General features: G+C 65.7%; 15 protein-coding genes and 1 riboswitch. Of the genes, 4 read left to right on the top strand and 11 right to left on the bottom strand.

The genetic code is table 11. From position 1 onward, the window contains the following. Positions 1–16: 16 nt before the first annotated feature. The 5 genes from ACPXYO_RS06160 to ACPXYO_RS06140 all read right to left on the bottom strand — a co-directional run bounded on the left by ACPXYO_RS06160 (position 17) and on the right by ACPXYO_RS06140 (position 5,841). Positions 17–1,219: an acetyl-CoA acetyltransferase gene (locus ACPXYO_RS06160; protein ID WP_420622927.1), complete on the bottom strand. Its 1,203-nt coding sequence runs from the start codon at positions 1,217–1,219 to the stop codon at positions 17–19. A 160-nt stretch (positions 1,220–1,379) separates the two neighbouring features. Then, complete coding sequence (locus ACPXYO_RS06155; protein ID WP_423917741.1) at positions 1,380–2,795, bottom strand: OB-fold domain-containing protein; 1,416 nt, start codon at positions 2,793–2,795, stop codon at positions 1,380–1,382. A gap of 95 nt (positions 2,796–2,890) precedes the next feature. Continuing rightward, entirely contained in the window at positions 2,891–3,625 is a 735-nt protein-coding gene (locus tag ACPXYO_RS06150; RefSeq protein ID WP_423917738.1) for a PIG-L deacetylase family protein, read from the bottom strand. Positions 3,626–3,687: 62 nt separating this feature from the next. Next, a complete protein-coding gene (locus ACPXYO_RS06145; RefSeq protein WP_423917735.1) occupies positions 3,688–5,178 on the bottom strand; it encodes a Fic family protein in 1,491 nt (496 codons plus the stop codon). Between the two features lie 15 nt (positions 5,179–5,193). Next, on the bottom strand, positions 5,194–5,841 hold the full coding sequence (locus tag ACPXYO_RS06140; RefSeq protein WP_423917732.1) for a NifU family protein: 648 nt from the start codon (positions 5,839–5,841) through the stop codon (positions 5,194–5,196). Between the two features lie 135 nt (positions 5,842–5,976). Here ACPXYO_RS06140 and ACPXYO_RS06135 point away from each other — a divergent pair, with 135 nt between their 5' ends. Beyond that, the gene (locus ACPXYO_RS06135) at positions 5,977–6,309 is read left to right on the top strand and encodes an alcohol dehydrogenase catalytic domain-containing protein (RefSeq protein WP_423917729.1); all 333 of its coding nucleotides are present in this window, start codon (positions 5,977–5,979) and stop codon (positions 6,307–6,309) included. 89 nt (positions 6,310–6,398) lie between these two features. Here the strand turns inward: ACPXYO_RS06135 and ACPXYO_RS06130 are convergent, their stop codons facing one another. The 5 genes from ACPXYO_RS06130 to ACPXYO_RS06110 all read right to left on the bottom strand — a co-directional run bounded on the left by ACPXYO_RS06130 (position 6,399) and on the right by ACPXYO_RS06110 (position 10,231). Continuing rightward, entirely contained in the window at positions 6,399–6,536 is a 138-nt protein-coding gene (locus ACPXYO_RS06130; protein ID WP_419552113.1) for a hypothetical protein, read from the bottom strand. Between the two features lie 10 nt (positions 6,537–6,546). Beyond that, the gene (locus tag ACPXYO_RS06125) at positions 6,547–7,014 is read right to left on the bottom strand and encodes a DUF4333 domain-containing protein (RefSeq protein WP_423917726.1); all 468 of its coding nucleotides are present in this window, start codon (positions 7,012–7,014) and stop codon (positions 6,547–6,549) included. A 239-nt stretch (positions 7,015–7,253) separates the two neighbouring features. Beyond that, complete coding sequence (locus ACPXYO_RS06120) at positions 7,254–8,897, bottom strand: acyl-CoA mutase large subunit family protein (protein WP_423917724.1); 1,644 nt, start codon at positions 8,895–8,897, stop codon at positions 7,254–7,256. A gap of 107 nt (positions 8,898–9,004) precedes the next feature. After that, a complete protein-coding gene (thiD, locus tag ACPXYO_RS06115; protein ID WP_423917722.1) occupies positions 9,005–9,847 on the bottom strand; it encodes a bifunctional hydroxymethylpyrimidine kinase/phosphomethylpyrimidine kinase in 843 nt (280 codons plus the stop codon). A gap of 36 nt (positions 9,848–9,883) precedes the next feature. Continuing rightward, positions 9,884–10,231, bottom strand: a complete 348-nt coding sequence (locus ACPXYO_RS06110; RefSeq protein ID WP_423918762.1) for a hypothetical protein — start codon at positions 10,229–10,231, stop codon at positions 9,884–9,886. Between ACPXYO_RS06110 and ACPXYO_RS06105 the strand changes: the two genes are divergently transcribed. Both ACPXYO_RS06105 and ACPXYO_RS06100 read left to right on the top strand, forming a co-directional pair. Further along, the gene (locus ACPXYO_RS06105; protein WP_423917720.1) at positions 10,119–11,039 is read left to right on the top strand and encodes an NAD(+)/NADH kinase; all 921 of its coding nucleotides are present in this window, start codon (positions 10,119–10,121) and stop codon (positions 11,037–11,039) included. The genes ACPXYO_RS06110 and ACPXYO_RS06105 overlap by 113 nt on opposite strands. A 141-nt stretch (positions 11,040–11,180) precedes the next feature. Continuing rightward, positions 11,181–11,843, top strand: a complete 663-nt coding sequence (locus ACPXYO_RS06100) for a peroxiredoxin (protein ID WP_423917717.1) — start codon at positions 11,181–11,183, stop codon at positions 11,841–11,843. A gap of 66 nt (positions 11,844–11,909) precedes the next feature. On the opposite strand, the gene pncB is transcribed toward ACPXYO_RS06100, so the two are convergent. Then, the gene (gene pncB, locus ACPXYO_RS06095; RefSeq protein WP_423918711.1) at positions 11,910–13,007 is read right to left on the bottom strand and encodes a nicotinate phosphoribosyltransferase; all 1,098 of its coding nucleotides are present in this window, start codon (positions 13,005–13,007) and stop codon (positions 11,910–11,912) included. Positions 13,008–13,312: 305 nt separating this feature from the next. Here pncB and ACPXYO_RS06090 point away from each other — a divergent pair, with 305 nt between their 5' ends. Beyond that, positions 13,313–13,696, top strand: a complete 384-nt coding sequence (locus tag ACPXYO_RS06090) for a DUF2784 domain-containing protein (protein ID WP_423917714.1) — start codon at positions 13,313–13,315, stop codon at positions 13,694–13,696. Positions 13,697–13,727: 31 nt separating this feature from the next. Then, a riboswitch (adenosylcobalamin (AdoCbl) riboswitch) is annotated at positions 13,728–13,871 on the top strand. Positions 13,872–13,878 lie beyond the last annotated feature (7 nt).

Raw genomic sequence — 13,878 nt, 5'->3', positions numbered from 1 at the left:
GTAAGAGCGGAGTGTACTAGCCGAGCTCGGAACCGACGACCGAGACGAAGCTCACGCATGCGCCCGGCTGGCCGCCGAGGTTGTGCGTGAGGCCCAGCGTCTTGCCCTGCTCGGTGACCGAGGCGATCTGCCGCTCAGGCGGTGCCTGACCACGCAACTGCAGCCAGCACTCGAAGAGCATCCGCAGGCCGGATGCGCCAATCGGGTGGCCGAAGCTCTTCAGGCCGCCGTCGGGGTTTACCGGGAGGTCGCCGTCGAGGTCGAACGTGCCGGCCATGGCTTCCTTCCAGCCCAGGCCACGCTCGGCGAACCCGAGATCCTCCATCAGGACGAGCTCGGTTGGCGTGAAGCAGTCATGCACCTCGGCCATCGCGATCTGCGAGCGAGGATCGGTGATGCCGGCCTGCTTGTAGGCCTCGGCTGCCGATACCTCCACCTCGCGGAACGTGGTGTAGTCGTAGGTGCTGTCGAGCGCCCCGGTCGCAGGGCCTGAGGCGAAGCTGAGCGCCTTGATGTACAGCGGGTTGTCGCAGTACTGGTGGGCGTCCTCTGCCCGGACCAGGATCGCGGCGGCCGAGCCGTCGCTCACGCCGGAGCAGTCGAAGATGCCCAGCGGACCAGCGATCAGCGGCGAGCCGGCGATGGTCTCCTTGGCGACTTCCTTGCGGAACTGAGCCCGGGGGTTCAGCGCTCCGTTGCGGTGGTTCTTCCAGGCGATGCGAGTGAGGACTTCCTTCATGGTGTCCTCGTCGAGCCCGTACTTGTGGGCGTATGCCGGTGCCAGCAGGCTGAACGTCGCCGGAGCGGTGATCGATGAGTCGGTACCGTCGCTGGGCGGGCGAGCGCCGGTCAGGCCGGAGTAACCGGAGTCCTTCAGCTTCTCGACGCCGATGGCCATCACCATGTCGTAGGCGCCCGATGCGACTGCGTACGCAGCGTTGCGGAATGCCTCCGAGCCGGTGGCGCACATGTTCTCGAGCCGGGTGACCGGCTTGTAGTCGAGCTGCAGCGGCTTGGACAGTGTCAGGCCGGAGACTCCCGAGCCCATCGTGCCGAGCCAGAAGGCGTCGATGTCGTCTTGTTCGACGCCCGCGGATGCGTACGCATCGTGTGCGGCGTCGGTGAGCATGTCATCGACGCTGCGGTCCCAGTGCTCGCCGAATTTGGTGCATCCCATTCCGACGATCGCGACCTGGTCGCGAATGCCATGTGAACTCATGTGTGCCTGCCTTGTGGTGGGTTGGGTGTTGGGTGGTGGGCCGGTTGGTGCTCCGTCGGCGCGACGTTGAGCGCGGAGACAACTGATCTTCCAAAGGCCATTATGGCCGCTCGGGCGCAGTGCTTGCTTGCTGCTGCTTTCGCAGCAGGTGCGTGCTGTGTCAGGAGGCGGCTGGCCGAGCCTTCCAGAAGTAGTTGTGAATGCCTTCGGCGCTGTAGAGGCGCCGGAACGTCATCTCGACGCGGTCGCCAATCCTCACTTCATCGGGATCGACGTCGGTCATCTCGGCCTGGAAACGACCGCCGCCGTCGTAGTCGATGACGACCGCCACGACCGGCGGCGAAAGCGAGAAGGCCAGCCGATCGACGGTGAACGTGGCGATCGTGGCGGGAATGTCCGCCATGCGGATGCGCTCCATGTCGTCCACGGCTCCACCTTCCATCGACACGCGCATCGGCGGCATGTGGATCGCACCCGAGCTTCGGTCACGGGAGCCGACGAAGGCGTACTTCCAGTCCTCGGAACGGAACGCAGGCGGCGCGCCTGGGCGTTGAGGGTCTGGACGGCGGGGAGGCTCCCGGTCGAGGAAGCCGCGCCACGTCAGGTACTTGTTGTAATCGAGCGCGTCGTTGCCGCGATCGATCTGGGACCGCACCGAGGCAAACGGCGTGTGGTCAGCGATGGCGTCGGTCGTGCGCAGCACATCTACCGTGGCGCCGTCGGCCAGATGGACCAGCAGGATCGTCTCGTTGGGGTCGGCCTCGTCCAGAATCGATGCCAGCACGATCGCCGGGTGGGCGGTTCCGGTGTTGCCGATCTCGCCTGTCAAGTCGGTGACCAGCTTGTCGCCCGCGACCCGTGACAGGCTGCGCACCGCCCGCGCGTGCAGGCCGACGATCGCGATCTTGTCGATGTCATCGAGACTGACGTTCGCGTCGCCCAGCGCACGCTCGATGGCGTCGTTTGCGAGCGGCAGATACACCTGCTCGCCGAATCGTTCTTCCCAGATGCGCGAGAACGCATCGCCCGGCTGCCGGTAGCGGTCGGTGAACTCCGCAGTCGCGACCGCCCCGCCGAGCCATTCGCACAGCACCGGCGAAACCGAGTCATCGCCGAAGACGTACGCAGCCGCGCCGTCGCCTCCGCTGGCCTCGTCACCACTGGTGGGACGACCGGTGCGAAGGTCAGAGGCGACGGCCAGGTTGGTGCCCCGATTCGCTGCGGCGAGCGCCCAGGCGGCCTCCGATGACCGCGGCGCTCCGCCGACGTCCACCGCCCACGATGACTGGGGCAGATCGAGCGCCGCGTGGATCGCCGCAGCGTTCGTCTTGTCCATGTAAGCAGGATTCGCCGTCGAGAACAGCACCGAGTCGGGCACGAGCTCGCTGCCACGCAGTGCATTGCGCGCCGCTTCGACACCCATCGTCGTGGTGTCTTCGTCGTAGCTGGCCGCCGCACGGTGCCCCCTGCCGCCGCCCGAGCCCATTACCGCAGTGATCTTGGAGCGGTCCAGCCGCCAGTACGGCACGTACGCCCCGTACGCAATGATCCCTCGTCCCATAATTCCGTCTCCCATCGACCATCGTCTTGGGCCCTTGAGCGGCCCCCACGGCCCTGGTCCGGCCTACACCGGCCAGCGCAGGAGCCTACGTCGTTGGGTGCCCTTGTCGCCTAGCCGGCAGAGACGACGCGGTAGGCCTCGGCGACGCGGCCTTCCGGCAATCCGGCGGCTTGCGCAGTCCTGGTGCACCATTCCCGAACTTGGTCGGCGAGCCCATCGAATGGGGCCAGCTGGCTGTGGTGTTCGCGCAGCGCTGCAATCTTGCGGTCGAACGTGTCGGTGATGTCGATGTAGCGGTTTGGCTCGGTGCCGGTCAGCCATATCTCGCTGACGCTGTGGGGCTTGTGGCCCTCGTCGAGAAGTTCAGGGAAGGCACGGGGATTACGAGCATCTGGGTAGACGGCTGCCAACGCAGCCGTGGCCGTGGCCAAGTGGTCGGGATGGGAGATGTAGATGTGGTCCCAGTTGGGGATCGTCGTCTGGCAAAGCACCACGTCGGGTCGGGACATGCGGATGACCCGGGCAATGTCGCGGCGCAGGCCCAGGTCGGCCACCACCATCCCGTCAGGGTGGCCAAGCCAGTGCAACTCGCTGACACCCACTTTTCCCGCGGCCGCCGTCTGTTCGGCCTGCCGCATTTCCGCCAACTCCTCGGGCGTACGGGAGAGATCGTCGTCGCCGGCCTCGCCGCTGGTCGCCAGGCAGTAGGCCACGTGACATCCGGCAGCCGTAAGCGCTGCCACGGTTCCTGCCATCCCAAAGTCGATGTCGTCGGGATGCGCCACGATGACCATCGCGCGCGCCGGCGCTTCGATCTCGCCCTGGTCGGTGAGAATCACGCCCACAGCAACTGCCTCCAGCGATGAGACGCCGAATGGGCGTTGGAGCGAGGGCGCAGGAGAACCACCTATTCGCCTCGGCGCCACTGGTCGAGGCCGCGCACGAGTGACTCTTCGAGCCATCGGTCGAAGCGCTGCTCGACCGATGCGGAGGCTTCCTTGTAGTTGAACTGGAAGAGTTCGCCGCACACGGGTTCGAGTTCGATGATCTGATGCTCGATGTCGTCGCCCTTCTGCCTGCGGTACAAGCACATCGATGCGCCGACAAGGCCCCGATATTCCCAATTGACGCCGTGCAGCGACAGCAAGATATCAGACCGTCCGGCCTCGGTTACAAGCCCGAGACGAACCCACGAATGGAATTCGCGAAGATTAACGTAGTAGTCGAGGCTCGGGTGCCGGGCCGTTTCAATGACTTGGTAGCGATGCCACGAGCGACGATCTGCATCTTCATCGGTGCCATCGTCCACGAACACACGGCGGGCTTCGCCGTCTGCACCGATGGCTGTTCCAACTTCGCAGCGAAGCGTGTCGAATTGTGAGCGAGCCATCTGAGCCAGCGTGTGTGCGGTCTCCTTGGCCTGTTCCATATCAACCCGCGTTTGCGCCCGCCGCTCACGGAATTGCTCGCCGATGGCCGCGATGAGTTGATCTGTGCGCTCAGCAGCGCGCCGCACCTCTTCGCCGATGCCGATCGCCTTGCGAAACCACTTGCGCTGTACGGCCGCGAACTGCGAGGCAAGCGGACGCAGGTCGCCGGCATCCGCGGCTGCCAGGTTCTCCAAGTATTTCGGCCGATCGGGCACGGCAATGACGAGCGGAAACCAGCCCTCGCGAATCAGCACGAGCGACGCAAGCGCGCGGGCCACACGGCCATTGCCATCCTGGAAGGGATGGATCTGTGTGAACCGATGGTGCAACCACGCCGCTTCTAACTCAGCGTCAACTCCAAGGGCCATATGCGCCAGGTGCAGATCGACAAGCCGATCCATCTCGGAAGCGACTTGCTCGGGTGGGCAGTACTGGAACACACGGCCGTCAGATTGCGTTGGATTGTACGGCCAGCGCTTGTACTCGCCGTGCTCTAGCGGAACTTCGACGTGTTTCCCGAACTGATCGATGCCTGACGCGGTGGCCTGCTTGCGAGTCATCAAGGCGTGGAGCTGCTTGATGTACGACGTCGAAAGAACCCGCTGCTGGCCGACGAAATCAAACAAGAAATCGACCGCTTGAGCTTGGTCGGCGATGATGCCAGCCACGAGCTGCGGCGACTTGTCGGTGGCGTCATGCGGGATCAGCGATGCGTCGATGCCTTGTTCGATCAGCAATTGCGTAATGCCAGCTTCCAGCGTGTAGATGCGCTCGATCAATCCTGTCTCGATCGCCCACTCGCGTTTGAGGCGTTCGTTGAACTCGTCGACCTGATCGGACGGAAGATCCTTCTTGACATCGTCCCAAACACTCGACAGCGAGAGCAGTTCGGCGCGGTCAAGCTCCCGATCAAATCCCGTGAGGTCCGTGATCGGGGACCAATGGTGCGCAACTTCAGCTTCTGCCATCTCGGCAACGCCGGATCAGGTGAAGTAGGGGTTCTCGCCCGAAGCGTGGTCGGTGAGGTCGACCACCCGCTCGATCTCGGGGATCAGCTCACGCAGCGTGCGCTCGATGCCGGCGGTGACGGTGGCGTTGGCCATGCCGCAGCCCTGGCAACCGCCTCCCAGCTTCACAACCACCGTGTCCCCCTCGACAGACACCAGTTCAGCGAAGCCGCCGTGTGCGGCAATGGAGGGGTTGATGCGCTTCGTCAACACCTCGCGGACGTTGTCTTCGATGGTGCCGTCAAGGTCGAGCGCAGCGTTGGGTCCGAGGTCCGGACGGTTCGGGTTGCGCAGCACCAGGCCCGGCTGGTTGGAGTTGGACGGCAGGTCCAGCGAGGCACCGTTGAGCTTGGCAACGTCGCGATCTGGAATCAGCACCGTCAGACCGTTCCCAACCGCGAATGGCACGTCGGAAGCGTCGGCCTCGGCCAGCAGCTCGAAGGCCAGGTCGTAGAGGTAGTCGACGCCTTGAGCGCCAGTCACCTCGATGCGAAGCGCTAGCTGGTCGCCGTCGACTTCGCTGTTGCGCAGCTCGATCACCTTGGAGAGCGCGTCCGGCGCGACCTCGAAGGTCTCGCGCCGCGTCTCCATCATCGATTCGCGCACGGTGTCGCTCAGGGCCATGCGGTCAGCCTACTAACGGCACCCCTCGAGTCCGAGGGCGGCTTCGAACGGTGGTGCCGAACCCCTGGGCGGCAATGTCCCGCAGGTTCGCTGGGCTCCTCACTCCGAGGACGCCACGTCGACGAGGGGACGTCCATGGCATTTCGCGCACTGATGCTGAACGAGCAGGACCGTACCGTTACCGCCGAGCTGGCCGAGATCGACGACGGCCAGCTGCCGGACGGCAACGTCACGGTCGCAGTGGAATACAGCACCCTCAACTACAAGGACGGGATGATCCTGGGAGGGATCGGCCGGCTGGTTCGCAACTTCCCCCATGTGCCCGGTATCGACTTCGCCGGCGTCGTGGAGTCGTCCGAGGATGCCCGTTTCGCTGCCGGCGGGGTCGGCAGCGTTGCGGTGCACCTGTTGTCGGCCGCCGGGTATCAAGTCGCCGCCTCGACCGGCCGGCCGCAGACCGCCGACTAGCTGCGAAGCCTTGGTGCCACCGAGATCATCGACCGGGCGGAGCTGTCGGAGCCGCCCCAGCCGCCGCGTCTGTCGATGTGCGCGGCTGACTAGAGCACCGAGGCGATTGCTGCGAACCCAGTCAGCAGCATCGCCGCGACGACGAGGACCGCTGTCCACCACACGCCAGGGCTGCGCTGGCGCAGAGGACGCAAGTTGCCTGCGGCGTCGTAGCGATTTCGTGGCATACCGCGGTGACTAGCCCTTCAGTCTCCACTCGATGGCGCCGATCTCATTCTGGACCTCGACCTCGATGTCCTGCGTGGCTCCCGTATCGGTCCGCTCGAGCGTGCACAAGAAGGTATGGCCGACCGAGACCACGAGGTACTGGTCATCGCCGCAGTCCGCTTGAACGCTGAATCCCAGCGCAGTCGCCGCTTCGGCACCAAGAGCGGTTTCGGTGGCGTTCACCTGCATCACCGCCTGTCTGGGTCGGACTTCACGGCGGCCCTGCTCGTCGATGATGGTCACTTGCGCCTCGTAGAACGCGCCCTCAACCTTGCCGTCGCACAAGAACGTCGAACCAGGCCTGATGGGGGCGTCCGGAGGACAGGAGATGTCGGCAATCGCCGCCGGTGCCACCACGCTCTGCAGGTAGGCCTGAACCTCGCGTTCGACCTGCGTCTGGTCGGGCCCACCGCCACAAGCCCCGAGAACCACTGCCATCAGCAGCGCCGTGACGGCGCTCCACGCAAACCGACCGGTACGATGCATCCTCGCCGTCCGCGCGCGCACGCAGGCTGTCTCCGGCGCGGACGGTCTGGTCAATGTGCCGGCCTCCGGGTAGGACTGACGGGACACTAGCCCACCGCTGCCGAACGGCTTGCACTTCGCACAAGCGGCGAAACCGCAGGTCACCCCCAACATCTGCGATGCCTCTCGCCGCACCCGGGGCAGAGTGCCGATCAGATGAACGGCCGCTCCTGATAGCGACCGAAGACATCGGCAAGGGCATTGGTCACTTCGCCCACCGTGGCCCGCGTTCGCACCGTGTCGATGAGGTGCGGCATGAGGTTTGCGTCAGTCTCAGCGGCCCGGCGCAGCGCCAGCAGGGCCTCGTCGACGGCTGCTTGGTTGCGATCAGCCCGAACTTGCTGCAGCCGTTTGATCTGTCGCTGCTCGTCATCGTTGGTGATCTTCAGCAGGTCGATGTCGTCGTCTTCGCTGCCCTCAGTGAAGGCACTCGCTCCAACGACAACCCGGCGACCCGCATTCACCTTCTTCTCGAACTCATAGGCGGCGTCCGCAATCCCGGACTGGTACCAGCCCTCGTCGATCAGGCGGAATGCGCCCTCAAGCATCGAGCCGTCGCCAACCAAGGAGATATGAGCAAACATCTCCTCTGCCTCGGCTTCGAGCTGGTCGGTGAGCTCCTCGATGAACCAGCTCCCGCCGAGAGGGTCGATGACGCTTACGGCCCCGGTCTCATGGGCAATGATCTGCTGGGTCCGCAAGGCGATGCGGGCCGCCTTGTCGGTCGGCAGCGCCATCGCTTCATCCATCGAGTTGGTGTGCAGGCTCTGCGTGCCGCCCAGAACCCCTGCAAGCGCCTCGATGGCAGTGCGGGCAATGTTGATCTCCGGCTGCTGAGCCGTGAGCGACACCCCAGCGGTCTGAGTGTGAAAGCGCAGCATCATCGACCGCTCGTGCTGGGCGCCGTAGCGGTCGCGCATCCACCGTGCCCAAATGCGTCGGGCCGCCCGGTACTTGGCGATCTCCTCGAAGAAGTCGATGTGAGCGTTGAAGAAGAAGCTGAGGCGCGGGGCGAACTCGTCGGTGGTCAGGCCCCGCTGGGCGGCCGCTTCCACGTACGCAAACCCATTGGCCAGCGTGAACGCCAGCTCTTGTGCGGCTGTCGAGCCTGCTTCGCGAATGTGATAGCCGCTGATCGACACAGAGTTCCATCGAGGCATCTCTTCGGTGGCGAATTCGATGGTGTCGGCAACGAGTCGCATGGACGGACGTGGCGGATACACCCATTCCTTCTGGGCTTGATACTCCTTGAGAATGTCGTTCTGCAGCGTCCCGCCGAGATTGCGGCGGTGCGCGCCGTGTTCTTCGGCGTTGGCCACGAACATCGCCCAGATGGTGGCGGCCGGTGCGTTGATGGTCATCGACGTGGTGGTCGCCTCGAGGTCGATGCCGTCGTAGAGGGTCGCCATGTCTTCGATGGTGTCGACGGCGACGCCGCAGCGACCCACCTCGCCTAGCGACATCACGTCGTCGGAGTCGAGGCCCATGAGGGTGGGCATGTCGAATGCCGTGGACAGTCCGCCGCCGCCTGCGGTCAGGATTTCGTGGAATCGCTTGTTGGTGTCTTCGGGAGTGCCGAAGCCTGCGAACATGCGCATCGTCCAGAGCCGGCCGCGGTAGCCGCTGGCATGTACGCCGCGCGTGTAGGGGAACTGCCCAGGCCAGCCGACCTCTGAATCGGGTTCGTCGTCAGCAGGCCCGTAGAGCGGCTCGAGTTCGATGCCGCTCATCGTCTCGAAGTCGGCGTCGCGCACCTCGGTGGCCTCGAACTCCGTTTGCCAGTGCTCGCGTGTCACCGGGTGCCTCCTGGAGTGTGCGGCCTCGTCGCCGCTGAGACGAGCTCAAGAACGACGCCACGTACAGCGCTCGCAGTGTACGCAGACGGGTCCGAACCGGTCCGGCCTCACACAGCGAACGGGTCGACAGGTCCTTGGCCGCCGCCGAGCTGGCGAGTCGCTGAAGCTGCGATAGCGCGTGTTGTCAGGGTGTGTGCGCGATCGATTGCCGAGTCGAGGTCAGTGCCCTTCGCCAGCTCAGCGCAGATTACGGCCGAGAAGATGTCGCCCGACCCACGGACATTGCGGGTCTCGATGCGCGGGGCGGACAGCAGCCGGACGCTGCCGTTGAGGACCACAACGTCGGTGACGGTGGCCCCATCTCGGAGACGGCCGCCGGTGACGATGACGGCTTCGGGACCCGCAGCCGCGAGTTCGTGGGCCGCTTCGATCCACGCCTCGGGCTCGCCGGGAAGATCTCTTCCCACCAACCGTCCCGCCTCGAGATGGTTGGGTGTCACAACACGGGCACAGGGCAGGAGCCGAGTTGCCACCGATCGTTCAGCATCGGGGGTGAGCATCGGCTCGCCGGCCCCATTGACGAGTACCGGATCCACCACCAATTGGGGTAGACGGCGGGCAGCGATTGATGCCACAACCGCGATCGTCTCGGCAGTGAGCAAGAGGCCCGTCTTGGACGCCGCTATCGGCATGTCGTCGAGCACTGCGTGAATCTGCGCTGCCACCAACTCGGCATCGACGGGCTGTGCCGCTCGAAACTCTGTGGTGTTCTGTGCCGAGACCAGCGTCAGGGCGAACGCTCCGTGCACGCCCGACGCCGCGAACGCCCGCAGATCGGCCGCGAGGCCCGCACCGCCGGAGGAATCCGCACCCGCGATGGTCAGTGCTGCGGGCGACCACGTGCGCGGTCCGGGTGGACTGTGGCTCTCATTCTCGATTCCACCTGCCATGACCCAAGTACAACAGTTCGGAGCGCCGCGCGGCAGTCAGGCGGCGAGGGTGGTTAGCGTCGGCGGATGATGGCCGGACCCGTTTCGAAACTGAGCGACCGCCGCGATGGCCGCGGCTCGGTTAACGGCACCGTCGGGATCATCGCGAACCCCGTCTCGGGGCGCGACGTGCGCCGAGTAGCGGCGCGCGGTGCGGTGTCCACCACCGAGGACAAGCGCAACCGCATCGCCCGAGCGGTGATCGGCGCAGTGACGGCCGGGGCCACGCGCATTGTGGCCATGGCAGAGCCATTTGGGATCGCCACAGGAGCGCTCACCGACTTGCGCATCGACGCCGAAATCGAGATCGTCGACGTCGGGCGCGACAGTGTCGCCGGCCGACACCGTGCGTGCCGTCGAGGCAATGCGAGCCCGCAACGTCAGCGTGCTCGTAACACTGGGCGGCGACGGCACCAACCGCACGATCTCTGGGGTGTGGCCCGAAGCCACGTTGGTGCCCATGTCCACCGGCACCAACAACGTGTTCCCCAGCCTCACCGAGCCAACCGTCGCCGGTGCCGCTGCTGGCCTTGTGGCCAGCGGCGTCGTGGACCCAGCGCTGTGCGCTCCGCGCTCGAAGCTCATCTCTGTCTGGCTTGCGGGGGGCGCAACAGACATCGCGCTCATTGACGCTGTAACGCTGGCCGACGACTTCGTCGGCAACCGGATGCCCGCCGACGGAGCACTGATACGTCAGGTGCTGGTGTCGCGTGCCCATCCTGCGAGCATCGGGCTCAGCTCGCTCGCGGGGCTGCTGCGGCCGTGTTCATTTGATGAAGACGCAGGTGTGCTGGTGGAGTGCGGTCCAGGTGGACAGCCGATGCGGGTGGCGCTGGCGCCCGGGCTGTACCGCACGGTTTCTGTGCTCGACCATCGTGAGGTCCCCCTGGGAGTTCCGGTGGAGCTTCGAGGTCCGACCGTCCTGTCGCTGGACGGCGATCGGGAGCACACGATCGGCGCCGATGACGTTGCATCTGCGGAGGTACGGCGCTGCGGGCCCCGGGTCGTGGACGTGGAACGCGCGCTGGAATTGGGTGCGGCGGCCGGGGTCTTCACAACGACGCAAGCGCCGACCGGCAACCGGGCGCTCAACGAACGACCCACAGTCCATTACCACCACGCCGACGGCACCCCGATACGGGACTGCTGCTGAGCGGAGGTACTCGTCTCGACAGCGGGGGGCTGGTTGTCCGATGAATTCCTGACTAATCAGGTCGGATTTATCGCCTAAGACAGCTAGCCTGTACCAAACAGCCCGTGCCCTCGCAGGCACGCTTCTTGCCGGAGGACAAACATGGCACTGCGCCTCAATGACACCGCTCCTGATTTCACCGCCAGCACCACCGAAGGCGAGATCAAATTCCACGACTGGATCGGCGACGGATGGGCGCTGCTCTTTTCCCATCCGAAGGACTTCACCCCGGTGTGCACAACCGAGTTGGGCGCCGTCGCCGGCCTGAACGACGACTTCGCCGCACGCAACTGCAAGATCATCGGCATCAGCGTTGACGGTGTGAGCGATCACCAGGGTTGGAAGGCCGACATCGCATCGGCCACCGGCCACGAGGTCAACTACCCGCTGATCGGCGATCCCGAGCTCAATGTGGTGAAGCTCTATGACATGCTTCCCGCCGATTCCGGTGATACCTCACAGGGCCGCACGGCTGCCGACAACGCCACGGCTCGCACGGTGTTCATCATCGGTCCGGACAAGAAGATCAAGGCGTCGCTCACCTACCCGATGACGACCGGTCGCAACTTCGCTGAGATCCTGCGTCTGCTGGATTCGTGCCAGCTCACTGCTGCCGAGCAGGTCGCAACGCCTGCCAACTGGCAGCAGGGCGAGAACGTCATCATCGTTCCGGCTGTATCGAACGAAGCCGCCGCCGAGAAGTACCCCGACGGCTGGGAGGCACCGCTGCCGTACTTGCGCCTGGTGCCGCAGCCGGGCGCCTGATCCGTCAGCTCGCCCGAACGCCGCGAGGCTGCGGCACCCAAGACAGCACAGGCCGCAGCCGGGCACCTAGTTCAAGCTGGATTCAGCCGCGACTTCGGCCTCGAAGGCTGGAGCGCCGTCCAGGCTCCGCATCGATGCGGCCATTTCGGCGCGGACTCGCTGGTGGAATGGGCGATCCTGCTTGAGCGAGTAGGGATAGACAGCCCGCCCATCCCGCACGAGCGGCACATGCAGTGGCCGGCTATCGGCCGGGCCCGGACGGTCACGCTCGACCAGTACCTCGGCTGTTGCAATGCCGTCCTGCAGCACGCGGTACGGCCGCACCACCCCGCCGCGGGTGGCCTTTCCCTCTGATTCCTTGTGCACCGGCACGACCGGTTCGAACGTGCCCGAGTGCCGAGCAATGGCGACCGCCTTGTACACCATGCCGGCGGTGGCATGTCCGGAACCCACCACGAGCTGGGTGCCTACGCCGTAGCCGTCAACCGGCAGATCCGCCAGGTCGGCGATGCGGTACTCGTCGAGGTCGCCCGAGACCACGATGCGGGTCGCTTCGGCACCTGCATCGTCAAGCCAGTGCCGGACTCGCGGCACCTCCACGGTCAGGTCGCCCGAGTCGATGCGCACCGCGCCGGGCACCCCGCCGAGCCGTTTCGCCGCAGCCAGACCGCGTTCGAGGCCTGTGCGCAGGTCATAGGTGTCGATGAGCAGCGTTGTCTCGAGTCCGTGAGCGCGCATCTGCGCATCGAATGCGGCTTCCTCGTCGTGGTGCGCGAGTGTGAACGCGTGCGCGGCGGTACCCGCGGTCGGGATCCCGTATTGCGTGCCGGCCAACAGGTTGGAGGTGGCGTCGAAGCCGACCAGCCAGGCGGCGCGTGCAGCCGCCACCGCCGCCAGCTCGTGCGTACGGCGGCCACCCATCTCGATGAGGTGACGTCCTACCGCTGCATCGTGCATCCGGGCCGCCGCCGAGGCCACAGCGCAGTCGTGATTCAGCACCGACAGCACCAGCGTCTCCACCAACAGCGCTGCACCGAACGAGGCGTCCACCCGCAGCACCGGGCTGCCGGGCACGTAGAAGTCGCCCTCGCGGTAGCTCCAGACGTCGCCATCGAAGCGGAACGTGGCGAGGTGGTTGAGCAGGCCGTCGCTGAAGCGTCCCAGGCCCGCCAGGTAGTCCAGATCCTCAGGCTCGAATCGGTAGTCGGCCAGGAGCCTGCCAGGCGCCCCGGGCCTGCGACGACGCCGTAGCCACGGCCGGGGGGCAGTCGCCGGGCGAATACTTCAAAGCACGCGCGTCGTGACGCAACCCCCGACTGCAGGGCCGCATCGAGCATGGTCAGCTCGTACAGGTCGGTCATCATTGCCGTGCCCATTCGGTAAGTCTGCCTTCTCGAGCCCCAGCCGCACTCGCTGACACTGCGCGGCCGGCTGCGACGTACGAAAGCAGGCGGGGTAGCGTCGCGGTGATGGTCGGTGTCGGGCTGGCGCGCCTCGTGGCCGCGTCTCACCTGGGCTACATCGTGTTCTTGCTGGTGGGCGGGTTCATGGCACGGCGCTGGCCTCAGCTCACGAAGTGGCACCTTGGGGCAATTGGCGCAGCGAGCGTGGTCAACATCACCGGCTCGGACTGCCCGCTGACCGTGTGGGAGAACTGGTTCCTGCGCCACGCTGGGCAGGAGCCGTATGAGACGGGCTTCATCTCGCACTACCTCGTGGAGCCGGTGTACCCGTCTGGCATCGACGGCCGTGTCAACTTCGTGATGCTGCTGGCTCTGACGGTCCCGAATGCGTTGAGCTACTGGCGTCTGTCACGCTCGCGAGCGCCGAAGGCGCCGAGCCCGTCCCGCTAGTCCGACCCTCAGGTCAGTGCGTCGGCGGGCGCTAGGCTTTCGCCCGGTTGTCGTGAGCGAAGCCGGTGAGATCCCGGCACTGTCCCGCAACGGTGATGCCCCTCCGGGGGACGAGTCCGATCGCCTCCCGACCGCCGTGACGAGATCCGATTCCTCGAGGAAGGAGCGGCTCGCGCGGTGGG

Origin of the sequence: Candidatus Poriferisodalis sp. (assembly GCF_965237655.1) — a bacterium.
Classification (GTDB): Bacteria; Actinomycetota; Acidimicrobiia; order Acidimicrobiales; family Poriferisodalaceae; genus Poriferisodalis.
The sequence above is the reverse complement of the archived record's forward strand: the minus strand, read 5'-3'. Positions and strand labels throughout refer to the sequence as shown.